We start from the raw sequence: 24,277 nt of genomic DNA on the forward strand, positions 1-24,277 counted from the left end.
ACGTGTCAGCGGCTAGGCAAGATGTCGTAGGCGCCCGCAGGATCGTGGTCAAGGTCGGCTCCTCCTCCTTGACCACCGCGGCCGGCGGACTCGACGCCGACCGGGTGGACGCGCTGGTCGACGTCCTCGCCAAGGCGCGCAGCGGCGGCGAGAAGGAGATCGTGCTCGTCTCCAGCGGAGCCATCGCCGCCGGACTCTCCCCGCTCGGCCTGCGCCGCCGTCCCACGGACCTGGCCCGCCAGCAGGCTGCCGCCAGCGTCGGCCAGGGACTGCTCGTCGCCCGCTACACGGCCTCCTTCGCCCGGTACGGCGTCCGCGTCGGCCAGGTCCTGCTGACCACGGACGACACCAGCCGGCGCGCCCACTACCGCAACGCCTACCGGACCCTGGACCAGCTCCTGGCCATGGGAGCACTCCCGGTCGTCAACGAGAACGACACCGTCGCCACGGACGAGATCCGCTTCGGGGACAACGACCGCCTGGCCGCCCTCGTCGCCCACCTCGTGCGCGCCGACCTCCTCGTCCTGCTCTCCGACGTGGACGGCCTCTACGACGGCGACCCGTCCCTGCCCGGCACCACCCGCATCGACGAGGTCCACGGGCCCGAGGACATCGCGCACGTCTCCATCGGCAGCGCCGGCAAGGCGGGCGTGGGCACCGGAGGCATGGTCACCAAGGTCGAGGCGGCGCGGATCGCCGCCGCGGCGGGCATCCCCGTCGTCCTCACCTCCGCGAGCCAGGCCGCCGACGCCCTGGCGGGGCGGGGGACCGGCACGCTGTTCCACTCCACCGGGCGCCGCTCGGCGGACCGGCTGCTCTGGCTCCAGCACGCGTCGACCCCGCAGGGCCACCTGGTGCTCGACGAGGGAGCCGTCCGCGCGGTGACCCAGCGCGGCAGCTCCCTGCTGCCCGCGGGGATCGCGGCGGTCGAGGGAGACTTCGTCGCCGGGGACCCGGTGGAACTGCGCTCCGCCGACGGCCGGGCCGTCGCCCGGGGCCTCGTCAACTTCGACGCCAAGGAGCTCCCGCAGCTCCTCGGCCGCTCCACTCGCGAGCTCGCGCGGGAACTCGGACCCGCGTACGAACGGGAGGTCGTCCACCGGGACGATCTGGTCCTGCTGGAGGGCTGAGGTTCGGTAAAACCGCAGCGCGGCGGCCCAGGGACTGGTCAACTGTGAAGGCGGACCGACGCACGCGGCGGAGACAGGAGGCGGCTGGTGAGACGAGCGCTGACCAGCGTAGGCGCAGGGGACGGTGACGGCGTCGGGGGCGGGGAAGAGCAGCACCACTCCTCACGCCTGTGGCACGTGACCCTGAGCGTCTCCGGCAAGCCCGCCCCCCTGCCCGAGGTCCGGCGCGGGCTGGAACAGCTGGCCCACGACCACCCCTTCCTGCTCACGAGCCGGTACGCCGACGACCATGCGGAGATCCGCTACTGGGAAGAGGCCCGCGACCTCCACGACGCGGCGGCCGTCGCCCTGCGCCTGTGGGGCGAACACCGTTCCTCGGCGAACCTCCCGCCCTGGGAGATCGTCGGGCTGGAGGTCATCGACCGGGCCACCTACCACCTGCGGGTCGCGGAGGGCTACGGGCCGCCCCCGGCCCACCCGGTGGGCGTCCACCCCTACTGAACGCCGCGCAGATCCAGCCCCGCCGGCGTTTGAGGCGCGGGGTCTGGGGCGGAGCCCCAGGTCCTTGCAGCCGCCCGGCGTCCCGGGACCGGGTCCGGGTCCGGGCAGCGCCCGGCCGGTGCAGCGGCGCCCGGGACGGCCGTCTCGGGGGGTGAAACCCCATCGGCGGGATACCGGCGGGGGATTACCCTGGCGGCATGACCTCGCTCGATGCCGCCACCTCGCCCGTCCTCGCCACCGCGCAAGCCGCCCGCACCGCCGCCGCGGCCATCGCCCCACTCCCGCGGTCCGCCAAGGACGCCGCCCTGCTGGCGATCGCGGACGCGCTGGAGGCCCGTACGGCCGAGATCATCGCGGCCAACGCCGTGGACACGGACAAGGCCCGCGCCGCCGGCACCAGCGAGACCGTCATCGACCGCCTGACCCTCACCGCGGAGCGCGTCGCCGCCATCGCCTCCGACGTGCGCGACGTCGCCGCGCTCCCCGACCCCGTCGGCGAGGTCGTCCGCGGCAACACCCTCCCCAACGGCATCGACATCCGGCAGATCCGCGTCCCGCTGGGCGTCGTCGGCATCATCTACGAGGCCCGCCCCAACGTCACCGTGGACGCCGCCGCCCTCTGCCTGAAGTCGGGCAACGCGGTCCTGCTGCGCGGCAGCTCCTCCGCGTACTCCTCGAACACCGCGCTCGTCGCCATCCTGCGCGACGCCGTCGCCGGCGCGGGCCTGCCCGCCGACGCGATCCAGCTCGTCCCCGGCGAGTCCCGCGACTCCGTCCGCGAGCTGATGCGCGCCCGCGGGCTGGTCGACGTCCTCATCCCGCGCGGCGGCGCCTCCCTCATCAAGACCGTGGTCGAGGAGTCCACCGTTCCGGTCATCGAGACCGGTACCGGCAACTGCCACGTCTACGTCGACGCCCAGGCCGATCTCGACATGGCCGTGGACATCCTCATCAACTCCAAGGCCCAGCGGCCCTCCGTCTGCAACTCGGCCGAGACCCTCCTCGTCCACCGCGACATCGCCGACGCCTTCCTGCCGCGCGCCCTCGACGCGCTCGCCGACGCCGGCGTCACCGTCCACGGCGACGCCCGGGTCCTCGCCGCCGCCGAAGGCACCAAGGTCACCGCGCTGCCCGCCACCGACGAGGACTGGGCCGCCGAGTACCTCTCCTACGACATCGCGGCCGGCGTCGTGGACTCCCTGGACGACGCCGTCACCCACATCCGGCGCTGGACCTCCGGTCACACCGAGGCGATCGTGACCACCTCGCAGGCCGCCGCACGCCGTTTCACCCAGCTGGTCGACTCGACCACGGTTGCCGTGAATGCGTCCACCCGGTTCACGGACGGTGGTCAGTTCGGCTTCGGCGCCGAGATCGGCATCTCCACCCAGAAGCTGCACGCCCGGGGCCCCATGGGCCTTCCCGAGCTCACCTCCACCAAGTACATCGTCACCGGCGACGGTCACGTCAGGTAGCCGGTCCTTGGACACGGTGTGGCCGGAATGCGGCGCACACCCTGCCCAAAGGCGCCCCCCGGGTCTAGGGTGGTCCTGTGCCGGACGACGTGGGGGGCAAGCCGTTCCCGGACGACGGGGAGCCCGACGACGACCGCGGAGGCGCGGATCAGTACTTCGCCTCCGTGGTGTTCGACGAGGCCTTCGTCCGGAATGCCGAGTTCCATGAACCGAGCGCCGCCGAGCGCCAGCGGGCGGCCGACCGAGCCCGCGCGGAGGCCGAAGCGGCCCGCGCCGTCGCCGGCGGCTGGACGGGCGACGACGACTACGACGGCTACGGATACGGCTACCCCGAGGGGTACGAAACCGACGACCACGGCTGGGACCACGACCGCAGCTACGGCTACCCCGACGGCCCCTACGGAGCCTACGGCGGCAGCCTGCGCCCCTACCGCGGCCGCTCGCCCTGGCTGCGCCCGGTCGCCTGGGTGCTCGCCTTCGTGATGGGCCTCGGCATGGTCGCGCTCGCCTTCAGCGCCGTCTACCGCAGCGCCTCGGGCGAGGCGGAGCCCGCCCCGGCGCCCGCCAGCACCCCGCTGCGCGAAGTCACCGGCGTCGGCGCGTTTACGTACCCCTCCGACCGCCAACCCTGAAGGTAACGACCCCACTCGCACACGTCGGAGCTGGGGGCTTCTCTGAAGCGGGGACAGCGGGGAGAAGCGATGGCCGTGCCAGGAGATCCACCCAACGGCACCCCCGAGGGCATGGGCGGGGGCGACGACGAATTCCGGTCGGACGAGTACCGCTCGGACGAGTACCGGTCGGTGGTGTTCGACGAGGACTTCGTCCGCGCTGCCCGGCTCCAGGAGTACTCCGCCCAGGAGCGCATGGGCGAGCACGCCCGGGCCGTGCGCAGCCGCTCCCTGTGGTCCAGCGGCGGCTCCCTGTCCGGGACCGGCACCCCGGGCCGCGCCGCCCGCCAGGGCATGCTGCTCGTGCTGCTCATCGCCACGGCCTTCGCCGCCGCCGTCTACCTCGGGCTGCGCAACCCCTACGTGCCCCCGCCCGGCTCACCCGCCGAGGCGCTCAGCAGCACGGTGGTCCCGCTCGCGCCCGTCACCCCCGTGCCCGGCGGGCGGCCGGCCGAGCTGTACGGGCAGAGCCCCGCGGCCGACTACCGCGTCGGGGCGGCCGGGATCACCCTGCCCGCGGTGCGCCGCACGCCCCACTTCACCGACGTCCAGGTCATCACCGCGCTGTCCATCGCCAAGGACTACCTGGTGCAGTCCTCGCTGGACCCCGACGTCCTGTCGGGCGCCGGCTCCCGGCCCGTGCGCGTCCTGCTCGACCCGGACCAGCTGGCGCAGTTCGACCGCAGCATGACCTCGCCCTCCGGCGACGGCCGGCACGCGGCCACCGGCTGGCTGGTCCGCTTCGACCCGTCCACCGCCGTCGTGGCCGACCCCCGGGTGCGGGTGAGCGGAACCCTCGCCTTCGAGGAGCTGACCCCGGAGGTGCTGGAGGTCACCACCGACCACACCTTCGTCTACGCCGTACGCCCGGCCACGGGAGCCCCGGCCGCGGCCGACGGCGCCTCGCTCTTCACCCTCCGGCGCGAGCTGCGGATCCGCTTCGACCGCGGGGACCTCGCAGCCCGGCGGCTGGAGCTGGCCTCGGCCCATGTGATGGCCGGACCGCAGGACTGCTCCGCCGACCCCGCCGCGGGCTTCCGCCCGCTCCTGGCGGGCGCGGGGCCGACGACGGTGGGCCCGCCCGCGAGCGACCCGTACGTCAGCGGCCGGCCGCGGCGCACCGCCGGGCTGTGCGGCGTACTGGCGCAGCCCACGACCCCGCAGACCCCGCCGGCCCCGCCCGTCAGCCCTGGCCCGTAGTCCCGCCCTTGCCCTCGGACCCGTTGGCCGGCCCGGTGCCGGTGAACCGGTCCCGGAGCTTTCCGCCCAGGTCGCCCGCGCCACCGGCGAGGTCGCCGACCAGCTTCATCAGCGGGTCCTTGCTGGTGCGCACCGAGTCGGCGTAGTGCGCGGCGGACTGCCGGAAGGAGTCGGACACCGAGGTGTCCTTGTCCTCCTCGCGCCGCGGGTAGTGGCCGTCCATGATCCGCTGGAAGTCGCGGTTCTCCGACCACTTCTTCAGCTCGGCCGCGCGCACGGTGGTGAACGGGTGCGTCCGGGGCAGCACGTTCATGATCTTCAGGACGGAGTCGCGCAGATCGCCGCTCTCCTCGTACTCCTCGGCCTGGGCCAGGAAGGCGTCCACGTTCATCTCGTGGAGGTGGTTGCCGCCGGCGACCTTCATCAGGCCCCGCATCGAGGCCTGCACGTCCTGGCCCACCAGCAGCCCGGCCCGGTCGGCCGAAAGCTCCGACTTGCGGAACCACTCCCGCAGCGCGGTCACGATCGCCATGATCGCCATGTTGCCCAGCGGGATCCACGCGACCTTCAGCGCCAGATTCGTCAGGAACAGCAGGATCGTGCGGTACACGGAGTGCCCCGACAGCGCGTGGCCCACCTCGTGGCCCACCACCGCCCGCATCTCCTCCTCGTCGAGCAGCTCGACCAGGCTCGTGGTCACCACGATGATCGGCTCGTCCAGGCCGATGCACATGGCATTGGGCTTCGGGTCCTGCTGCACGTACATCTGCGGGACCTTCTCCAGGTCCAGGATGTGACAGGCGTCGCGGAGCATGTCGTAGAGGTGCGGGAACTGCGTCTCGCCCACCCGCACGGAGTCCGACAGGAACAGCAGGCGCAGGCTGCGCTCCGGGAGCAGCCCGCTCAGGGCCTTGAACACCGTGTCGAAGCCGCTCAGCCTGCGCAGGGCGACGAGGGCGGAGCGGTCCGCCGGATGTTCGTACGCCCGCGAGGAAATACCGGGGAACCTCCTGCGGTCCCGCGCCGGTGCCTTCTCGAATCCCGTCTCCGTCATAGCGCCCTCCCCTGGATTGACCTGACCGACCTTGCGTCTATCCTCTCCAACGCCTGAGTCGGCGTGAGCGTGCCCCAGGCCCCCGCATACGATGTGAGCGAAGTCTCCGCCCGCTCCCCGACTCGATAGGTACCTGCCTGATGAGCCTCTCCTCCACCGCCCACAACCTGGTCGTCCTCGCCTCGGAGGGGGCCGAGCAGCACAGCGGCAACCACGACAGCCTCAACCCCTACCTGACCGGTGGCGGCGCCTTCGTCATCCTGCTGCTGATGCTCTGGGTCACCACGCGCCTGAACCGCGACCGCTGAACCGCGACCGCTGAGCCCGCCGGGACCGCACCGTCCGCCGGGCCAGTAGGCTCTGCGCTCATGGGAGAGCAGGAGATGCCTACCGGTCCGGTCAAGCGCCGGCTCGGCGTGATGGGCGGGACGTTCGACCCGATCCACCACGGACACCTGGTGGCCGCCAGCGAGGTGGCCGCCCTTTTCCACCTCGACGAGGTGGTGTTCGTGCCGACCGGCGAGCCGTGGCAGAAGTCGCAGCGGGCGGTCTCGCCCGCCGAGGACCGCTACCTGATGACGGTCATCGCCACGGCCTCGAACCCCCAGTTCTCGGTGAGCCGCATCGACATCGACCGCGGCGGGCCGACGTACACGATCGACACCCTGCGGGACCTGAAGGCGCTGAACGACGACGCCGACCTGTTCTTCATCACGGGTGCCGACGCGCTCGCACAGATCCTGACCTGGCGGAACGCCGACGAGCTCTTCTCGCTCGCCCATTTCATCGGTGTCACCCGGCCGGGCCACGTACTCACCGACGACGGGTTGCCCAAGGGCGGCGTCTCCCTGGTCGAGGTGCCCGCGCTGGCGATCTCGTCCACGGACTGCCGTGCGCGGGTCGCCCAGGGGGATCCTGTCTGGTATTTGGTGCCGGACGGCGTGGTGCGCTACATCGACAAGCGTGAGCTGTACCGGGGAGCCTGAGCTTCCGGAGAGAGGGGCCCCGCGGTGAACGACCGACAGGATCCGTACGACCCGTATGCCGCCCAGGAGCAGCAGCTCATCGGCTACGACGCGTACGGGCGGCCGGTGTACGGCCAGGCGCCCGCCCAGCCCGCTCCGCCCCCCGCGCAGTACGAACAGCAGCAGTACGGCTACGGCTACGACTACCAGGGCTACGGCGAGCAGCCCCAGCAACCGCAGCAGCCGCAGCAGACGTACTACCCGCAGCAGCCGGCCGCCCAGGAGTACGGGCAGCAGTACGCGCAGCAGCAGTACGCGCAGGCCCCCGCGTACGGGTACGACACGCAGCAGACCCAGCAGTGGATCCCGCAGCAGACCGCACCGGAGCCCGAGGCGCGGCCCGCGCCCCCGGCCCCCGCCGAGCGGCCGGTCGCCCACGTCCCCGAGCCGCGTAGCCCCGAGCCGCGCCGCCCCGACGGCGAGCCCGAGGCGGGCCGGGACTACCGCACCGAGATGTTCGCCTTCATCGACCAGCCGGACGAGGAGTCCGAGGACGTCATCGACTGGCTCAAGTTCACCGAGAGCCGGACCGAGCGCCGCGAGGAGGCCCGCCGCCGCGGCCGCAACCGGGTGGTGGCGCTGATCGTCGTCCTCGCCCTGTTCACCGTGGGCGGCCTCGGCTACCTCTGGTACGCGGGCGGGCTGCCGTTCCTCGACGGCCCCGGTCAGAAGAAGAACGCCGCGAGCGCAGATCCGGCGGCGCAGAAGCGCGACATGATCGTCGTCCACCTGCACAACACCAAGAAGGGCGGCACCGCCTCGGCGCTGCTCGTCGACAACGTCACCACCAAGCAGGGCGCGACCGTCCTGCTGCCGAACGCCCTCGCCGTCACCCACCAGGACGGGACCGCCACGTCCCTGGGCAAGGCCGTCGAAGAAGGCGGCCTCGGCACCCGCGAGGCACTCGACTCCGTCCTCGGCACCCGCATCGGCGGCACCTGGCGCCTGGACACCCCCTTCCTGGAGAACCTGGTCGAGCTGGTCGGCGGCATCGAGGTCGACACCGACGCCGCGGTCCCGGCCGACGACGCGGTCAAGGCCCCGGCCGTGGCACAGGGCCCGAAGCAGAGCCTGAGCGGCCCGATGGCCGTCGCGTACGCCACGTACCGGGGCCAGGGCGAGCCGGAGGCCAAGCAGCTGGAGCGCATGGGCAAGGTCCTCCAGGCGGTCCTGCGCAAGGTCCCGGGCGACCCGAAGGCGGCGGCCGTGATGGTCGAGAGCATCGGTCAGATCCTCGACCCGGCCCTGAACGCGCAGACGCTCGGCGCCCTGCTGTCCCGGCTCGGCGCGCACGCCAAGGTGGGCGCGTACCGCACCGACCTCCTCGCGGTGAAGCCGGACGGCGCCCTCACGGACGAGGCGAACAAGGGTGTCGTCAAGGAGGTGCTGGGCGGTTCGGCCGCGCAGGCGCAGCCCGGCGCCGCCCCGCGCGTCGGTCTCAAGGACGCCAACGGCGACGAGAAGACGCAGGTCGCGGCGAAGGCGGCGCTGATGAACAGCGGCTACACCTTCGTCGACGGCGGCAAGGCCGACAAGACCGCGGCCGCCTCGCAGATCACGTACCAGGACGACGCGCAGCGGGACCGGGCCATCGACGTCGCCAAGACGCTGGGGCTGCCCGAGACGGTCGTGAAGAAGGCCGAGAACGCCGTGAACGCGGACGTCGTGGTCATCCTGGGCAAGGACTACAAGGGGTCCTGAGCGGCTCCGGCAGACGCCTTCGCCCGCGCGGGACGCTCCGCGCGGGCGGTGTCCGCGGTACGTGAGACCCTTGTATGGATCTGCCCGCCAACCCGAAAGCATGGCCAGTGACCGCCACGGACCGCTCCATCGAGCTCATCACCGCCGCCGCCCAGGCCGCGGCCGACCGGCTCGCGCACGACATCATCGCGTACGACGTCAGCGACGTGCTGTCGATCACCGACGCCTTCCTGCTCGCCTCGGCGCCCAACGACCGCCAGGTCAAGTCGATCGTCGACGAGATCGAGGAGCGCCTGCTCAAGGAGCTCGGCGCCAAGCCGGTGCGCCGCGAGGGCGACCGGGACGCCCGCTGGATCCTGCTCGACTACATCGACATCGTCGTCCACGTCCAGCACAGCGAGGAGCGGGTCTTCTACGCGCTGGAGCGCCTGTGGAAGGACTGCCCCGAGATCGAGCTCCCCGAGGACGCCAAGCTGACCCTCGGCAAGGCCGAGGAGCACGCCAAGCTGCGTGAGGCGGCGGGCGACGAGGACCAGGACGGTGATCTGTTCTGAGCGCGACCACCTCGGGCAAGTCCGGTAGGAAGATCGTCCTCTGGCGGCACGGCCAGACCGCGTGGAACCTGGAGCGGCGCTTCCAGGGCTCCACGGACATCGAGCTGACCGAGGCGGGTGTGGGCCAGGCGCGCCGCGCCGCGCGGTTGCTCGCCTCGCTGAGGCCGGACGCCATCGTGGCCTCCGACCTGCAGCGCGCCTCCGCCACGGCAGCCGAGCTGGCCGCCGTCACGGGGCTGCCCGTGGCACACGACGCGGCGCTGCGCGAGACGTACGCCGGTGAGTGGCAGGGCCTCACGCACGACGAGATCCTCGCGAAGTACGGCGAGCAGTACGCCGCGTGGAAGCGCGGCGAGCCGGTCCGCAGGGGCGGCGGTGAACTGGAGACCGAGGTCGCCGACCGCGCCGCGCCGGTGGTGCTGGAACACCTCGCCCGGCTGCCGCACGACGGCACCCTCGTCGTGGTCAGTCACGGCGGCACCATCCGGACGACGATCGGGCGCCTGCTGGGCCTGGACTCGTCCGACTGGGAGAGCCTGGGCGGGCTCTCCAACTGCTGCTGGTCCGTCCTCGGTGAGGGCGCGCGCGGCTGGCGTCTGATGGAGCACAACGCCGGCACGCTGCCGGAACCGGTGCTCGGCGACGACGACTGAGCAGCTCACTGCCGTTCCCCGGCGCTCCCTGCCCGGGCCGCCACCCGGATTTCACTTTCCGGCTGGTCACAGGCTAGAGTTCTTCTTGTTCGCAGCGCGGAACACCGGAGACGGGGGGAGCGCGGCGGAGAGCGGGGCTATAGCTCAGTTGGTAGAGCGCCTGCATGGCATGCAGGAGGTCAGGAGTTCAATTCTCCTTAGCTCCACAATCAGGATCCCGTCCCCAACAGGGGGCGGGATCCTTGTTTTTGTGCCCTTTGCGTTTGCTGACCCGGCCCGCGCCGGCATGGCAGAATCGGACCGCCGGAGGGGAGATCACGGCCCCGACGCGGGAGGGAGTCGCTGACGGATGGGTGCACACCGGCGCCGGTGCGACTGGTGCAACAACGGCACGCCGATCGTGCGGGACATGGACCCCGTCAACCCCGACTACCAGTACTGGTGCGAGGAATGCGCGCGGGCGCTGATCATAAAGGGCGACCCGATCGAGACGTACCGAGAGCTGGAAGGGGAGCCGATCTACGGGCGGCTGCTCGACGAGCACTGCACGCTGAAGCGGTTCTATCAGTTTGCGAGAGCGTGACAATTCGGATCAAAGCGGACATGGCCCGTGGTGCACGGAAACCGATTTTTGGACCAGGGCCATGACCGTGTAATGTTTGGGACGTCGCCAAGGGGAACCGGCAAGGGGAACCGAAGCGGCAAGCAGAACAAGGGGCTATAGCTCAGTTGGTAGAGCGCCTGCATGGCATGCAGGAGGTCAGGAGTTCAATTCTCCTTAGCTCCACAGTGAAGAAGCGGGCCACCCGGATCGGGTGGCCCGCTTCTCGTTGTGCGGTCGTCCGAGCGGGCGCCATCGGTGCTGCGGTACCCTGACGCCATGCGTGCCGTACGCCTTCTGCTTACCGAGCCGCGCTGATCAGTACCGACCCCACGAGACGGTCGGCCTCGGCGCGGCGCCCCCTCCTGTGCGAGGGGTTTTTTCGTTTGGGCAGCCAGAGACGGCAGAGACGATCGATGGAGCTTCAGAAATCATGAGCGAGACGAACACCCCGGCCCCCGAGGCGGCCGAGGCGCACCGCTACACGGCTGCCATGGCCGCCGACATCGAGGCACGCTGGCAGGACGTATGGGACGCGCAGGGCACCTACGAGGCCCCGAACCCGACCGGTGACCTGGCCGGGGACCCGTCGGTGGTCGCACGGCCCAAGAAGTTCATCATGGACATGTTCCCGTACCCCTCCGGTGCGGGCCTGCACGTCGGCCACCCGCTCGGCTACATCGCCACCGACGTCTACGCCCGCCACCAGCGGATGACCGGCCACAACGTCCTGCACACCCTGGGCTTCGACGCCTTCGGCCTGCCGGCCGAGCAGTACGCCGTGCAGACCGGCACGCACCCGCGCGTGTCGACCGAGGCCAACATCGAGAACATGAAGGTCCAGCTGCGCCGGCTGGGGCTGGGCCACGACAAGCGCCGGTCCTTCGCGACCATCGACCCGGACTACTACAAGTGGACGCAGTGGATCTTCCTGCAGATCTACAACTCCTGGTACGACGCCGACGCGGGCAAGGCCCGGCCGATCACCGAGCTGGTCGCCGCCTTCGAGAACGGCTCCCGCGAGGTTCCCGCAGGCCGTGACTGGGCCGCACTGAGCGCGGGCGAGCGGGCCGACGTACTGAACGAGTACCGGCTGGCGTACGCCTCGGACGCGCCCGTGAACTGGTGCCCCGGGCTGGGCACCGTACTGGCCAACGAGGAGGTCACCGCCGACGGCCGTTCCGAGCGCGGCAACTTCCCCGTCTTCAAGTCCAGGCTCAGCCAGTGGAACATGCGGATCACCGCGTACGCCGACCGGCTGCTGGACGACCTGGACGCGCTGGACTGGCCCGAGGCCATCAAGCTGCAGCAGCGCAACTGGATCGGCCGCAGCGAGGGCGCGCGCGTCGACTTCGCGCTGGGCGACGAGGCCATCACCGTCTTCACCACCCGCCCCGACACCCTGTTCGGCGCCACCTACATGGTGCTGGCGCCCGAGCACCCGCTGGTGGAGAAGTTCATCCCGGCCGCCTGGCCCGAGGGCACCCACGACGTGTGGACCGGCGGGCACGCCACGCCGGCGGAGGCCGTCGCCGCGTACCGCAAGCAGGCCGCCTCGAAGTCGGACGTCGAGCGGCAGGCCGAGGCCAAGGACAAGACCGGCGTCTTCACCGGCGAGTACGCGGTCAACCCGGTCAGCGGCGCCAAGGTTCCCGTCTTCATCGCCGACTACGTGCTGATGGGCTACGGCACCGGCGCGATCATGGCCGTTCCGGCGCACGACAGCCGCGACTTCGAGTTCGCGCGCGCCTTCGAGCTGCCGATGCGCTGCGTGGTCGCCCCGACCGACGGGCGCGGCACCGACCCGGCGGAGTGGGACGACGCCTTCGTCGCGCACGACGCCGTACTGGTCAACTCGGTCGGTGAGGGCGTCTCCCTGGACGGCCTGGACGTCGCCGAGGCCAAGGCCGCGATCACCGCGTGGCTGGAGTCGCGCGGCATCGGCGAGGGCACCGTCAACTTCCGGCTGCGCGACTGGCTGTTCAGCCGCCAGCGCTACTGGGGCGAGCCCTTCCCGATCGTCTACGACGAGGACGGCGTCGCGCACGCGCTGCCCGAGTCGATGCTGCCGCTGGAACTGCCGGAGGTCGAGGACTACTCGCCGCGCACCTTCGAGCCGGACGACGCCACCTCCAAGCCGGAGACCCCGCTCTCGCGTAACGAGGCATGGGTCAACGTCGAGCTGGACCTGGGCGACGGCCGTGGCACCCGCTCCTTCCGGCGCGAGACCAACACCATGCCGAACTGGGCCGGTTCCTGCTGGTACGAGCTGCGCTACCTGGACCCGCACAACGCGTCGGCGCTGGTCGACCCCGCGATCGAGCAGTACTGGATGGGCCCGCGCGAGGGCGCTCCGCACGGCGGTGTCGACCTGTACGTGGGCGGCGCCGAGCACGCGGTGCTGCACCTGCTGTACGCGCGCTTCTGGTCCAAGGTCCTCTTCGACCTGGGGCACGTCTCCTCGGCGGAGCCGTTCCACAAGCTGTTCAACCAGGGCATGATCCAGGCGTACGCCTACACCGACGCGCGCGGTGTGTACGTCCCGGCGGCCGAGGTCGAGGAGCGCGACGGCGGCTACTTCTACCAGGGCCAGCCGGTCAAGCGTGAGCACGGCAAGATGGGCAAGTCCCTCAAGAACGCCGTCACCCCGGACGAGATCTGCGAGGAGTACGGCGCCGACACGCTGCGCCTGTACGAGATGGCGATGGGTCCGCTGGACGTCTCGCGTCCGTGGGACACCCGGGCCGTCGTCGGCCAGTACCGGCTGCTGCAGCGCCTGTGGCGCAACATCGTCGACGAGGAGACGGGCGCCGTCACCGTCGTCGACGGCGAGCCGGGCGAGGACACCCTGCGCGCGCTGCACAAGGCGATCGACGGGGCCGGTGCGGACCTGGCCGGGCTGCGCTTCAACACCGCCATCGCGAAGATCACCGAGCTGAACAACGCCCTGACGAAGGCCGGTCGCCCCCTGGAGCGCTCCGTCGCGGAGTCCCTGGTGCTGCTGGTCGCCCCGCTGGCCCCGCACATCGCGGAGGAGCTGTGGCACCGGCTGGGTCACAGCGATTCGGTGGTCCACCAGGACTTCCCGGTCGCGGACCCGGCGTACGTCGTGGACGAGAGCGTGACCTGCGTCGTGCAGGTCAAGGGCAAGGTCAAGGCGCGGCTGGAGGTCCCGCCGACGATCTCGGAGGCGGAGCTGGAGCAGCTGGCCGTGACCGATGAGGGTGTCGTCGCGGCGCTGGGCGGTGCGGAGATCCGCAAGGTGATCGTGCGCGCGCCCAAGCTGGTGAACATCGTCATCTGACGTCACCCGCTCCCCATGGGGGACATCCCGTACGGGCAGGTTGGGGGTTCGATGGGAACCCCCGGCCTGCCCGCGGCGTTTACGGTGGAGGGGACGGACACGACGCGCGGGACTTGGGAAGGGACACTCATGGAGGTCGCGTTGATCATCTTCGCGCTGATGGTGCTTTTCACCTTCCTTGGGCTGGGCGTGTACGCGACCGTCAAGGTGGTGGGGGCGGCCAAGCGCGGCGTGGACCGCACCCTGACGCAGGCCCGCCGGACGGTGGAGGACACCACCTTGAAGGCGAAGAGCCTGGGCCAGGTCGGCGTCCCGGGGGCGCTGGCGCAGCTGCGGCTCGACCTGAGGACCTCGCTGCGGGCCACGCAGCAGGCGCTGCACGACGGGGCCAAGGCGGACGCCTCGCTGAAGGAATCGATCGCGCTGTTCGAGCGGCTGAGCGCACACGGGCGTGAACTGGACGACGAGCTGAAGCGGCTCGAGCAGGATCCTGACCGCAAGCGGATCGCGGACAGGCTGCCCGACCTGCGGGAACGAACGGCCAAGATCACGCAGGCCGCCGACTCGCTGCGGTGGGCGGCGCGTGACCGGGCCCGCCGTTTCGCGGAGGACGACCTGTCCGTCCTGGCGGCCCAGATCGAGGTCGAGTCGGGCGCGCTGCGGGACTGGTCGCGCGGGCCGGTGGACGACCTGACGACGGCGGCCGCGGCGTGGGACGCGGCGCAGGCGCAGGGGCAGGGGCAGGGGAACGCACAGGCGCGGCCGGCCGCCTTGAACCCGGCCGTTCCGGCGACCCCGTATCCGTGGGAGAAGGCCCGGCGGCCGGAGAGCACGACGTAGGTCCAGCCCCCCGCAAGGCCGCCGCACAGCCCCGACGATGAGTCCGGGCTGCCGTCACGCCCCCACTGGCGGTAACCTCCGGCTCATGTCCCGCCATGTCGCCATCGTCACCGATTCCACGGCCTACCTGCCCCGACCGGCCATGGCGCGGCACGGAATCACCGCCGTCCCGCTCACCGTGGTGCTCGGCGGAGAGGCGCTTGAGGAGGGCACCGAGATCTCGGCGCGCAGCCTGGCCATGGCCCTGCAGAAGCGCCGCTCGGTCACCACCTCGCGCCCCGGCCCGGAGCAGTTCGTCCAGGCCTACCGGGAGGCGGCGCAGGCCGGCGCCACCGGCATCGTCAGTCTTCACCTGTCCGCGGAGTTCTCCGGCACCTACGACGCCGCCGTTGTCGCCGCCCGGACCGCGCCGGTGCCCGTACGCGTCGTGGACACGGGAATGGTCGCGATGGCGCTCGGGTTCTGCGCGCTCGCCGCCGCCGAGGTGGCCGAGGCGGGGGGCTGCGTGGACGAGGCCGTGGCCGCCGCCGAGAAGCGGGCGGCGGACATGTCCGCGTACTTCTACGTCGACACTCTCGACTACCTCCGCCGCGGCGGCCGGATCGGGGCGGCGCAGGCGCTCCTCGGCTCGGCCCTGGCGGTGAAGCCCCTGCTGACACTGGAGGGCGGGCGGATCGAGATGCTGGAGAAGGTGCGGACCGCCTCCAAGGCCATCGCCCGCCTGGAGGAACTGGCCGTCGAGCGGGCCGGGTCCGCGAGCGTCGACGTGGCGGTCCACCACCTGGCGGCCCCGGAGCGGGCCGAAAAGCTGGCCGAGCGGCTGCGCGAGCGCATCCCCGGTCTCGTCGAGCTGCACGTCAGCGAGGTCGGCGCGGTCATCGGCGCGCACACCGGGCCGGGGCTGCTGGCGGCGGTCGTCTCACCTCGCTGATCACCGGAACGAGTGGCCGGGTTATCCACAACGGGTCGGTTGTCCACCGGAATTGAAGCCTCCGAGCGGGCTTCGGGAGGCGCCCCTACGGTCGTGGCATGACTCTTCGCACACGTACCCCCCATCCGTCGGGCGCCACCAGCGGCCCGGGTCGCTCCCGTCTCTCCGACAGCCGTCTGCGGCACCGCCGTGGCCGCCGTGGCGGCCCTGGCGGCCCTGGCGGCTCTGGCCTTCCGGGTCGGCTCGGTGATCCGGGCCAGCCCGGTCGGTCGGACCACCCCGGCCGTTCGGACCCGGCCGGGCCCTCGGGGCGTCGGGCTGCTCATCCGGAGCCGGACGTGGTGAGGCTGAGGGCCGAAGCCCTGCTGGGCGGCAGCAGCCCGCCGGCCGCGGTGGAAGCCGGGGCCGAGCCCCACACCCCGCCGGAGGGCGCGGCCGGGCTGTCGGCCGGGGACGCGCGATGGCTGGCCGTGCGGGAGCGGCTGCCGCTGTGGTTACAGGCCCGGTGCGGGGTGGAGCCGCGCACGGTTGCGGCCGTCGCGGTGGTGCTGGTCGCCGCGGTCGGATTCGCCGCGCAGCAGTTCTGGTCGGCCCGGCCGGGGCCGGTGACCGCCCCGGCAGTGGTCGCTCCGGGGCCTGCGCCCCCACCGGCCCTGGCCGCTGTGGGCGCAGGGCCGACCGTGCCGCCCGGGGCCGGTGCGGGTGCCGGGGCCGGGGCCGGTGCGAGCGGGGCCGCCGCGCGCATCGTCGTCGACGTCAGCGGCAAGGTCCTGCGGCCGGGGGTACTGCGCCTGCCCGCCGGTTCGCGGGTGGAGGACGCGCTGGCCGCCGCCGGGGGAGTGCGCCCGGGCACGGACACCACCGGGCTGAACCGGGCCCGGGTGCTGGTGGACGGGGAGCAGGTGTGGGTGGGCGGCCCGGCGCCACCGCCGCCGGGCGGGCCCGTCGGGGGAGGCTCGGGCGCCGGTCCGCTCAGCCTGGGCACGGCCACGGTCGCGCAGTTGGACGGCCTGCCCGGGGTCGGACCGGTGCTGGCGCAGCACATCGTCGACTTCCGCACCGCCCGTGGGGGATTTCGTTCCGTGGAGGAACTCCGCCAGGTGACCGGCATCGGGGAGAGGCGCTTCGCCGACCTGCGCAAGCTGGTGCGGCCGTGAACGGGTCCGAGGGGCGGGGCCCGGCGGATCTCCGGCTCGCCGTGCCCGCCGTGGCCGCTTGGGCGGCGGCCGCCCTCGCCCTGGACGCGCCCGCCGGTTCGACCGCCGTCGGGGTGGGGCTCGGGGTGGTCTGCGCGGGGCTGCTGATGCTGGGGGCGGGTCGGCGGCCGGGGCCGCGCTGGAGGGTCGTCCCCGCCGTGGCGGCGGCCCTGCTGTGCGCGGCCGCGGGAGCCGGGGTGGCGGGGCTCCAGCGGGCCGAGGCCCGCGCCGGACCGGTCGCGGGGCTGGCCCGGGACCATGCCCGCGTCCTCGCCGAGCTCACCGTCGCCTCCGACCCGAGGGCCGCCCGCGGTGGGAGCGGGCCACCGGTGGTGCTGCTGGACGCGGTGGTGACCCGGGTGAGCGGGCCCGACGGGAAGAGCACCCGGGTGCGCACCCCGGTGCGGGTGCTGGCCGGGCATCCGGGTTGGGCCGGGCTGCTGCCCTCCACGCGCCTGGCCGTGGTCGCCCGGCTGGCGCCGGCGCGGGGCGGGGAGCGGGCCGTGGCGCTGCTGCGCCCGGCCGGGGACACCCCGCCCCGGGTGAGCGGCGGCCCGGACCGGGCGCAGCGGCTCGCGGGGCGGTTGCGGGCCGGGCTGCGCGAGGCCACCGCCGGGCTCGCGCCGGACGCCGGGGCCCTGCTGCCCGGGCTGGTCGTCGGGGACACCTCCAGGGTCCCGCCCGATCTCCACGAGGCTTTCCGGGCCACCGATCTGCTGCACCTGCTGGCCGTCTCCGGGTCCAACCTGACCGTGGTGTTGTTCCTGCTCATCGGGCCCCCGGCCCGTGCGCAGCAGGCCGAGCGGAGCGGGCTGGCGCCCCGGCTCGGGCTCTCGCTGCGGGCGACCGCCCTGTGCGGGGCGGGCCTGACGCTGGCGTTCGTGGTGGTGTGCCGGCCGGAGCCGAGCGTGCTGCGGGCCGCGGCCTGCGGAGCGGTGACCCTGCTGGCCCTCGCCACCGGGCGGCGCAGGTCGCTGATTCCCGCGCTGGGCGCCGCCGTTCTGCTGCTGGTGCTCTACGACCCGTGGCTGGCCCGCAGTTACGGCTTCCTCCTCTCCGTCCTGGCCACCGGGGCCCTGCTCACCCTCGCCCCCCGGTGGAGCGAAGCCCTGCGGGCGCGGGGGATGGGCCCCCGGCTCGCCGACGCACTGGCGGCCGCCGCAGCCGCCCAGGCGGTGTGCGCGCCGGTGGTCGCCGTGCTCGCGGCCCGGGTCAGCCTGGTGGCGGTGCCGTGCAATCTGCTGGCCGAGCTCGCGGCGGGTCCGGCGACGGTGCTGGGCTTCGCGGCGCTCGCGGTGGCGCCGCTGTGGATGCCCGCCGCGGAGGTGCTCGCCCGGTGCGCCGGGGTGCCGGCCGGGTGGATCGCGGCCGTGGCCCGGGCCGGGGCGCGGTTGCCGGGCGCGGAGTCGCCCTGGCCGGGCGGCCTCACCGGAGGCGTGCTGCTGGCCGCCGCGACCGTGGCCGTCGTAGGCGTGGGGAGCGTCCGCTACCGGCGGCGGCGATGGCTCTGCTCCGCGCTCGCGGCGCTGCTGCTCCTCGCCGTGCTGCGGCCACCGCAGCTCACCCGTACGCTCACCGGCTGGCCCCCGCCCGACTGGAGCTACGTCCAGTGCGCCGTGGGCCAGGGGGACGCCGCCGTACTCGCCGTGGGCCCGGGGGAGGCCCTGGTGGTGGACGCGGGCCCGGATCCGGTCGCGGTGGACGGCTGCCTGCGCGCCCTGGGGGTGCACCGGGTGCCGATGCTCCTGCTGACGCACTTTCACGCCGACCACGTGGCAGGGCTGTCCGGGGTGCTGAGGGGCCGGTCCGTGGGGGTGATTCAGGTCACCGGTCTGGAAGAGCCGCCGGGGCAGGCCGAGTTCGTCCGCCGCACCGCTTCGGCCGCCGGGGTGCCGGTGGTGCGGGCGGCGCAGGGGGAGCGGCGCCGGGCCGGCCCGCTGGAGTGGCAGGTGCTGTGGCCGCCGTCCGCCGGAGCGCCGCCCGAGGGGCCCAACGATGCGAGCGTCGCCCTGCTGGTACGGGCCGCGGGGCTGACACTGCTGCTGCTCGGCGATCTCGAACCGCCCGCACAGCAGGCCCTGTTGAGGGAACATCCGCACCTGGGCCCCGTGGACGTCCTCAAGGTCGCGCACCACGGCTCCGCGCACCAGGACCCCGGGCTGCACGCCCGGATCCGGCCACGGCTCGCGATCGTCCCCGTCGGCGTGGCCAACCGCTACGGGCACCCCGCACCGGGTACGCTCGCCCGGCTGGGGGACCTGGGGGCGACCGTACTGCGCACCGACACCGACGGCTCGATCGCGGTCAGCGGAACCGGCGGGCGGCTGCGGGCGTTTCCAGCCAAGAGGCGGCGGAGGCGGCGCGGGCGGCCCGGTCGAACCGGGGGAGACCGTCTTGTTTGCCCCCGCCCCGACAGCATGATCGAATTCGTTCTCGCCAGAGCGGTACAAGTCCACACAGCACGGGGGTGCAACAACCATGTTCGGTCGCCGACGGGGGATGGAGACGGCCGGAAGTCCCAGTCAGCGGTCATCCGCGACACTGACGCTTCCGCCGACGGCGCGTCTGCTCAGCTGCCGGGTACTCGACACGGTCCACCAGCCGGTCCGCCAGGCCACCTTCGAGGTGACCGACCCGATCGGCCGCCGGATCGTCCGGGGCGAGACCGATCCGTACGGCGGATTCACGGCAGCCGTCCCGGAGGGGGAGTACCGGCTCTCCGTCACCGCCGAGGGGTACGCGCCGTTCCACGGGGCGACGCTCGTGGGGGACCCGGCGCAGCCCGGGACCGCGGAGATCGTCCTCGACGCGGTCGAACCGCCCCTGCTGCCGCAGCCCGGTCACTGGGAGCTCGACCCGGCGCACTCGTCCATCGGCTTCACGGCCCGGCACATCGGCCTGGCCCGGATCCGCGGCCGGTTCAACACGTTCGCCGGCGCCGTACGGATAGCCGAACGCATGGAGGACTCCTCCATGCACGTGATCATCGATGCGGCGAGCATCGACACGGGGGCGCGGCTGCGCGACGACCACCTGAGGTCGGGGGACTTCCTGGACGCGGCCCGGCACCCCACGGTGGAGTTCTACAGCGAACGGTTCATCCACCGCATCGGCAGCCGCTGGGCCGTGGCGGGCGCCCTCACCCTGCACGGGGTCAGCAGTGCCGTCACCCTGGACACCGAGTACCTGGGTCTGGGTACGGGCATGGAGGGCGAGGTGCGGGCCGCCTGCCGGGCCACCACCGAGCTGGACCGCGGGGACTTCACCCTGAACTGGCAGTCGATGCTGGCCCACGGGATCGCGGCGATCGGCTCCAGTGTGGAAGTGACCCTGGACGTGCAGATCGTGCACAAGGCCTGACGGGCCGCGGACTGCCCCGGCTCCTACGAGGTCTCCAGCCAGCCCTCGTACTCGGCGGCGAGGTCGTCCAGCGAGGTGGGCTCAAGGCGTTCCTGCGGATCCTCGACGACCACCAGCCACTGGGCGTCCTCGGCGTCGTCCTCGCCGGCCAGTGCGTCGCGGACCAACTGCGGTTCCTCGGGCAGGCCGAAGCGGTCGACGACCTCCTGGGCCACCTCCTCGGCGGCGTCGCGGTCGGGCAGGACGAGTACATGTCGCACGTTCACCCGACCATTCTCAAGGATCGGGTGAGGGCGGTGGCGCGGGGGACTGTCGGTGCGGCGTGGGATGCTGGAGGCGATGGCCACCAGGAAGAATTCCACCGACGATCCGCTTGCCCCGCTCACCCTCGCGGTGGGGCAGGAGGAGCTGCTGCTCGACCGTGCCGTACGGGAAGTGGTGGCGGCCGCCCGCGCCGCCGACGCCGATACGGACGTCCGCGACCTCGCCCCCGAGCAGCTCCAGCCCGGCACGCTGGCCGAGCTGACGAGCCCCTCGCTCTTCTCCGAGCGCAAGGTCCTGGTCGTGCGCAATGCGCAGGACCTGTCCGCGGACTCGGTCAAGGAGGTCAAGGCCTACCTCGACGCGCCCTACGAGGAGATCATCCTGGTCCTCCTCCACGCGGGCGGGGTCAAGGGCAAGGGCCTGCTGGACGCGGCGCGCAAGGCGGGCGCGCGGGAGATCGCCTGCCCGAAGATGACGAAGGCGGCGGACCGGCTGTCCTTCGTGCGGGGCGAGTTCCGCACGCTGGGCCGGTCGGCGACCCCGGAGGCGTGCCAGAGCCTCGTCGACGCGATCGGCAGCGACCTGCGGGAGCTGGCGAGCGCGGCGACGCAGCTGTGCGCGGACGTCGAGGGCACCATCGACGAGGCGGTCGTCGGCCGCTACTACACGGGCCGGGCCGAGGCCTCCAGCTTCACGGTCGCCGACCGGGCGGTCGAGGGGCGTGCGGCGGAGGCCCTGGAAGCCCTGCGCTGGTCCCTGTCCACCGGGGTGGCGCCGGTCCTGATCACCAGTGCCCTGGCCCAGGCGGTCCGCGCGATCGGCAAGCTGGCCTCCGCCCCGCGCGGAGCCCGCCCGGGCGACCTCGCCCGGGACCTCGGCATGCCGCCGTGGAAGATCGACCGGGTCCGCCAGCAGATGCGGGGCTGGTCGGCCGACGGGGTCTCGGAGGCGCTGCGCGCCGTGGCCGCGGCCGACGCGGGGGTCAAGGGCGGTGGCGACGACCCCGAGTACGCCCTGGAGAAGGCCGTCGTGGCGGTGGCCCGAGCGGCCCGCCCCCGCCGTTCCTAGAAAAGGCCACGGACCGTCCCGGGCAGCGCGAAGGCCCCGGCCGGCACCCTGGGGAAGGGTGGCGGCCGGGGCCTTCGGTCACTGCTTCGGTTGCGCCGCACCCGCGTGGCGAACGCTTCGTGTGCGGCGCGGGGTGCCGGTCAGGAGCGGGAGAGAGGGCCCGCTGGATCCGTTCCGGCGATCACATCAGAGCTCAGCCCTGGAGGGAGGCAACCTTGGTGGCCAGCGCCGACTTCTTGTTGGCGGCGGCGTTCTTGTGGATGACACCCTTCGAGACAGCCTTGTCGAGCGCACGCGCGGCGTCACGGGAAGCCACGGTGGCCTTCTCGACGTCACCGGCGAGGACGGCCTCGCGGGCCTTGCGGATCGCGGTCTTGAGCGAAGACTTGACGGCCTTGTTGCGCAGGCGCGCCTTCTCGTTCGTCTTGTTCCGCTTGATCTGGGACTTGATGTTCGCCACGAAAGAGCCTTTTCAGGTTCAGAGTTTGATCTTCGGATTGTGCCTCGACAGCTGAGAGGGCATACGAGACACAGCTGCCCAGGGTACCAGCCACGCTTCTGGTGGCCCAAACCGAGCGCACTACCCCGTCCATGGGACCATGGGAGGACTCAGACTCCGTTCCGAGTTCCGACTGCGACCGAGAATCAGGACACTGCGTGCCCGCGATCCCCAGCCACGTGCCCGAGCCGAGCCGTACCGACCCGGCGCTGATCCGCAATTTCTGCATCATCGCGCACATCGACCACGGCAAGTCGACCCTTGCCGACCGGATGCTCCAGCTCACCGGTGTCGTCGACCAGCGGCAGATGCGCGCTCAGTACCTCGACCGCATGGACATCGAGCGTGAGCGCGGCATCACGATCAAGTCCCAGGCGGTCCGGCTGCCCTGGGCGCCCACCACGGGCGAGGACCAGGGCAAGACCCACGTCCTCAACATGATCGACACCCCCGGGCACGTCGACTTCACCTACGAGGTCTCCCGCTCCCTCGCCGCGTGCGAGGGCACGGTCCTCCTCGTGGACGCCGCCCAGGGCATCGAGGCGCAGACCCTCGCCAACCTGTACCTGGCGATGGAGAAGGACCTCGCGATCGTCCCGGTCCTGAACAAGATCGACCTGCCGGCCGCCCAGCCGGAGAAGTTCGCCGAGGAACTGGCGAACCTGGTCGGCTGCCAGCCCGAGGACGTCCTGCGCGTCTCGGCGAAGACCGGTCTCGGCGTGGACGCGCTGCTCGACAAGATCGTCGCCACGGTCCCGGCCCCGGTCGGTCCCAAGGACGCCCCGGCCCGCGCCATGATCTTCGACTCGGTCTACGACTCGTACCGCGGTGTCGTGACCTACGTCCGTGTCGTCGACGGCCAGCTCAACAAGCGCGAGCGCATCCGGATGATGTCGACCGGCGCCACGCACGAGCTGCTGGAGATCGGCGTCTCCTCCCCGGAGATGACCCCGGCCGACGGCATCGGCGTCGGCGAGGTGGGCTACATCATCACCGGCGTGAAGGACGTCCGTCAGTCCAAGGTCGGTGACACGATCACCAGCCTGAGCAACGGCGCGACCGAGGCCCTCGGCGGCTACAAGGACCCGAAGCCGATGGTCTTCTCGGGCCTGTACCCGCTCGACGGCTCGGACTACCCGGACCTGCGCGAGGCCCTCGACAAGCTCCAGCTCAACGACGCCGCGCTCGTCTACGAGCCGGAGACCTCGGCCGCCCTCGGCTTCGGCTTCCGCGTCGGCTTCCTCGGCCTGCTGCACCTGGACGTGGTCCGCGAGCGCCTGGAGCGCGAGTTCGGCCTCGACCTGATCGCCACCGCCCCCAACGTGATCTACCGCGTGGTCATGGAGGACGGCAAGGAAGTCAGCGTCACCAACCCGAGCGAGTTCCCCGAGGGCAAGATCTCGGACGTGTTCGAGCCGGTCGTACGGGCCACGGTGCTCGCCCCGACCGAGTTCATCGGCGCCATCATGGAGCTCTGCCAGCAGCGCCGCGGCACCCTGCTCGGCATGGACTACCTCTCCGAGGACCGGGTCGAGATCCGCTACACCCTCCCGCTCGCGGAGATCGTCTTCGACTTCTTCGACCAGCTGAAGTCCAAGACGCGCGGTTACGCCTCCCTCGACTACGAACCCACCGGCGAGCAGTCCTCCAGCCTGGTCAAGGTCGACATCCTGCTGCACGGCGACAAGGTCGACGCCTTCTCCGCCGTCACGCACAAGGACGCCGCCTACGCCTACGGTGTGCGCCTCGTCGCCAAGCTGCGCGAGCTCATCCCGCGGCAGGCCTTCGAGGTGCCGATCCAGGCCGCGATCGGCTCCCGCGTCATCGCCCGCGAGACCATCCGCGCCATCCGCAAGGACGTCCTCGCCAAGTGCTACGGCGGTGACATCTCCCGCAAGCGCAAGCTCCTGGAGAAGCAGAAGGAAGGCAAGAAGCGCATGAAGATGGTCGGCTCCGTGGAGGTCCCGCAGGAGGCCTTCATCGCCGTCCTCTCCAGCGACGAGTCCGGCGGCAAGAAGAAGTAGCCGCCCCCCGGCCATCCGGTACGAAACAGGCCTCCGCGCTCCGGCGCGGGGGCCTGTTTCGTTATGAACCGGCCGCTTGCGGGCCCTTACGCACGCGCCGAGCGCGCTCTAGTCTGATCACTGCTCGATGGTTACTCGCCAGTCACTAGCCGGCACGTCTCAAACCCGCCAGTCCCAAGCGCCCCGCAAGCGCCCTACGCCCGCGCGCAGCCGCACGGGCCGGTCC

The 24,277-nt window shown here is 72.3% G+C and carries 21 protein-coding genes, 2 tRNA genes and 1 pseudogene; 21 read left to right on the plus strand and 3 right to left on the minus strand.

The features are described 5' to 3' along the window. Window positions 1-2 precede the first annotated feature (2 nt). From proB to AC07DU_RS17290, 5 genes are all read left to right on the plus strand, one after another. The gene (gene proB / locus AC07DU_RS17270; protein ID WP_360892923.1) at window positions 3-1,130 is read left to right on the plus strand and encodes a glutamate 5-kinase; all 1,128 of its coding nucleotides are present in this window, start codon (window positions 3-5) and stop codon (window positions 1,128-1,130) included. Window positions 1,131-1,229: 99 nt separating this feature from the next. Next, window positions 1,230-1,631 carry a hypothetical protein gene (locus tag AC07DU_RS17275; protein WP_453371485.1) on the plus strand — a complete coding sequence of 134 codons (402 nt, stop codon included), beginning with the start codon at window positions 1,230-1,232 and terminating at the stop codon, window positions 1,629-1,631. A gap of 197 nt (window positions 1,632-1,828) precedes the next feature. Next, window positions 1,829-3,106 (plus strand): glutamate-5-semialdehyde dehydrogenase, encoded by a 1,278-nt coding sequence (locus tag AC07DU_RS17280; protein WP_479035360.1) that lies wholly within the window; start codon window positions 1,829-1,831, stop codon window positions 3,104-3,106. Window positions 3,107-3,183: 77 nt separating this feature from the next. Next, on the plus strand, window positions 3,184-3,738 hold the full coding sequence (locus AC07DU_RS17285) for an SCO2584 family spore wall biosynthesis protein (RefSeq protein WP_360892929.1): 555 nt from the start codon (window positions 3,184-3,186) through the stop codon (window positions 3,736-3,738). A gap of 69 nt (window positions 3,739-3,807) precedes the next feature. Continuing rightward, window positions 3,808-4,977, plus strand: coding sequence for an SCO2583 family membrane protein (locus AC07DU_RS17290; RefSeq protein ID WP_479112126.1), 1,170 nt, complete (start codon window positions 3,808-3,810; stop codon window positions 4,975-4,977). Here AC07DU_RS17290 and AC07DU_RS17295 read toward each other — a convergent pair. Then, window positions 4,961-6,031: a M48 family metallopeptidase gene (locus tag AC07DU_RS17295; RefSeq protein WP_453371463.1), complete on the minus strand. Its 1,071-nt coding sequence runs from the start codon at window positions 6,029-6,031 to the stop codon at window positions 4,961-4,963. The genes AC07DU_RS17290 and AC07DU_RS17295 overlap by 17 nt on opposite strands. A gap of 140 nt (window positions 6,032-6,171) precedes the next feature. Here AC07DU_RS17295 and AC07DU_RS17300 point away from each other — a divergent pair, with 140 nt between their 5' ends. The 14 genes and pseudogenes from AC07DU_RS17300 to AC07DU_RS17365 all read left to right on the plus strand — a co-directional run bounded on the left by AC07DU_RS17300 (window position 6,172) and on the right by AC07DU_RS17365 (window position 20,196). Further along, on the plus strand, window positions 6,172-6,339 hold the full coding sequence (locus AC07DU_RS17300; RefSeq protein WP_360892935.1) for a hypothetical protein: 168 nt from the start codon (window positions 6,172-6,174) through the stop codon (window positions 6,337-6,339). A gap of 60 nt (window positions 6,340-6,399) precedes the next feature. After that, the gene (gene nadD, locus AC07DU_RS17305) at window positions 6,400-7,017 is read left to right on the plus strand and encodes a nicotinate-nucleotide adenylyltransferase (RefSeq protein ID WP_360892938.1); all 618 of its coding nucleotides are present in this window, start codon (window positions 6,400-6,402) and stop codon (window positions 7,015-7,017) included. Between the two features lie 24 nt (window positions 7,018-7,041). Beyond that, complete coding sequence (locus AC07DU_RS17310) at window positions 7,042-8,757, plus strand: LCP family protein (RefSeq protein WP_479112128.1); 1,716 nt, start codon at window positions 7,042-7,044, stop codon at window positions 8,755-8,757. A 107-nt stretch (window positions 8,758-8,864) separates the two neighbouring features. Then, complete coding sequence (gene rsfS / locus AC07DU_RS17315; RefSeq protein ID WP_360892944.1) at window positions 8,865-9,311, plus strand: ribosome silencing factor; 447 nt, start codon at window positions 8,865-8,867, stop codon at window positions 9,309-9,311. Continuing rightward, a complete protein-coding gene (locus AC07DU_RS17320) occupies window positions 9,308-9,964 on the plus strand; it encodes a histidine phosphatase family protein (protein ID WP_479112157.1) in 657 nt (218 codons plus the stop codon). Before rsfS ends, AC07DU_RS17320 begins: the two co-directional genes overlap by 4 nt. A 133-nt stretch (window positions 9,965-10,097) precedes the next feature. Continuing rightward, window positions 10,098-10,170 (plus strand) — tRNA-Ala (locus tag AC07DU_RS17325). Between the two features lie 143 nt (window positions 10,171-10,313). Continuing rightward, window positions 10,314-10,547 carry a hypothetical protein gene (locus AC07DU_RS17330; RefSeq protein WP_008738908.1) on the plus strand — a complete coding sequence of 78 codons (234 nt, stop codon included), beginning with the start codon at window positions 10,314-10,316 and terminating at the stop codon, window positions 10,545-10,547. 131 nt (window positions 10,548-10,678) lie between these two features. Then, window positions 10,679-10,751 (plus strand) — tRNA-Ala (locus AC07DU_RS17335). Between the two features lie 247 nt (window positions 10,752-10,998). Beyond that, the gene (leuS, locus tag AC07DU_RS17340; RefSeq protein ID WP_453371465.1) at window positions 10,999-13,869 is read left to right on the plus strand and encodes a leucine--tRNA ligase; all 2,871 of its coding nucleotides are present in this window, start codon (window positions 10,999-11,001) and stop codon (window positions 13,867-13,869) included. Window positions 13,870-13,998: 129 nt separating this feature from the next. Beyond that, complete coding sequence (locus AC07DU_RS17345; RefSeq protein WP_479112130.1) at window positions 13,999-14,709, plus strand: hypothetical protein; 711 nt, start codon at window positions 13,999-14,001, stop codon at window positions 14,707-14,709. An 85-nt stretch (window positions 14,710-14,794) separates the two neighbouring features. Continuing rightward, on the plus strand, window positions 14,795-15,640 hold the full coding sequence (locus AC07DU_RS17350) for a DegV family protein (RefSeq protein ID WP_479112132.1): 846 nt from the start codon (window positions 14,795-14,797) through the stop codon (window positions 15,638-15,640). A gap of 338 nt (window positions 15,641-15,978) precedes the next feature. Then, the gene (locus tag AC07DU_RS17355; protein WP_479112134.1) at window positions 15,979-16,797 is read left to right on the plus strand and encodes a ComEA family DNA-binding protein; all 819 of its coding nucleotides are present in this window, start codon (window positions 15,979-15,981) and stop codon (window positions 16,795-16,797) included. Between the two features lie 146 nt (window positions 16,798-16,943). Next, window positions 16,944-19,169: pseudogene (locus AC07DU_RS17360) on the plus strand (ComEC/Rec2 family competence protein); the annotation flags it as partial. Window positions 19,170-19,314: 145 nt separating this feature from the next. Further along, complete coding sequence (locus AC07DU_RS17365; RefSeq protein ID WP_479035384.1) at window positions 19,315-20,196, plus strand: YceI family protein; 882 nt, start codon at window positions 19,315-19,317, stop codon at window positions 20,194-20,196. A gap of 23 nt (window positions 20,197-20,219) precedes the next feature. Here AC07DU_RS17365 and AC07DU_RS17370 read toward each other — a convergent pair whose 3' ends face one another. Beyond that, window positions 20,220-20,462, minus strand: coding sequence for a hypothetical protein (locus tag AC07DU_RS17370; protein ID WP_479035387.1), 243 nt, complete (start codon window positions 20,460-20,462; stop codon window positions 20,220-20,222). Window positions 20,463-20,535: 73 nt separating this feature from the next. On the opposite strand from AC07DU_RS17370, the gene holA reads away from it, so the two are divergent. Further along, window positions 20,536-21,528: a DNA polymerase III subunit delta gene (holA, locus tag AC07DU_RS17375; protein ID WP_479112136.1), complete on the plus strand. Its 993-nt coding sequence runs from the start codon at window positions 20,536-20,538 to the stop codon at window positions 21,526-21,528. Between the two features lie 193 nt (window positions 21,529-21,721). Here holA and rpsT read toward each other — a convergent pair whose 3' ends face one another. Next, on the minus strand, window positions 21,722-21,988 hold the full coding sequence (gene rpsT / locus AC07DU_RS17380) for a 30S ribosomal protein S20 (protein WP_109778829.1): 267 nt from the start codon (window positions 21,986-21,988) through the stop codon (window positions 21,722-21,724). A gap of 197 nt (window positions 21,989-22,185) precedes the next feature. On the opposite strand from rpsT, the gene lepA reads away from it, so the two are divergent. After that, complete coding sequence (gene lepA, locus AC07DU_RS17385; RefSeq protein ID WP_360892964.1) at window positions 22,186-24,051, plus strand: translation elongation factor 4; 1,866 nt, start codon at window positions 22,186-22,188, stop codon at window positions 24,049-24,051. The last annotated feature ends 226 nt before the right edge of the window (window positions 24,052-24,277 follow it).

This window comes from Streptomyces sp. NPDC045695 (assembly GCF_056432025.1).

Coding starts and splice junctions, on each gene's coding strand:
- AC07DU_RS17280 (WP_479035360.1), top strand. CDS start 1,829: ATGACCTCGCTCGATGCCGCCACCTCGCCCGTCCTCGCCACCGCGCAA.
- AC07DU_RS17290 (WP_479112126.1), top strand. CDS start 3,808: ATGGCCGTGCCAGGAGATCCACCCAACGGCACCCCCGAGGGCATGGGC.
- AC07DU_RS17295 (WP_453371463.1), bottom strand. CDS start 6,031: ATGACGGAGACGGGATTCGAGAAGGCACCGGCGCGGGACCGCAGGAGG.
- AC07DU_RS17300 (WP_360892935.1), top strand. CDS start 6,172: ATGAGCCTCTCCTCCACCGCCCACAACCTGGTCGTCCTCGCCTCGGAG.
- nadD (WP_360892938.1), top strand. CDS start 6,400: ATGGGAGAGCAGGAGATGCCTACCGGTCCGGTCAAGCGCCGGCTCGGC.
- AC07DU_RS17330 (WP_008738908.1), top strand. CDS start 10,314: ATGGGTGCACACCGGCGCCGGTGCGACTGGTGCAACAACGGCACGCCG.
- leuS (WP_453371465.1), top strand. CDS start 10,999: ATGAGCGAGACGAACACCCCGGCCCCCGAGGCGGCCGAGGCGCACCGC.
- AC07DU_RS17345 (WP_479112130.1), top strand. CDS start 13,999: ATGGAGGTCGCGTTGATCATCTTCGCGCTGATGGTGCTTTTCACCTTC.
- AC07DU_RS17350 (WP_479112132.1), top strand. CDS start 14,795: ATGTCCCGCCATGTCGCCATCGTCACCGATTCCACGGCCTACCTGCCC.
- AC07DU_RS17365 (WP_479035384.1), top strand. CDS start 19,315: ATGTTCGGTCGCCGACGGGGGATGGAGACGGCCGGAAGTCCCAGTCAG.
- holA (WP_479112136.1), top strand. CDS start 20,536: ATGGCCACCAGGAAGAATTCCACCGACGATCCGCTTGCCCCGCTCACC.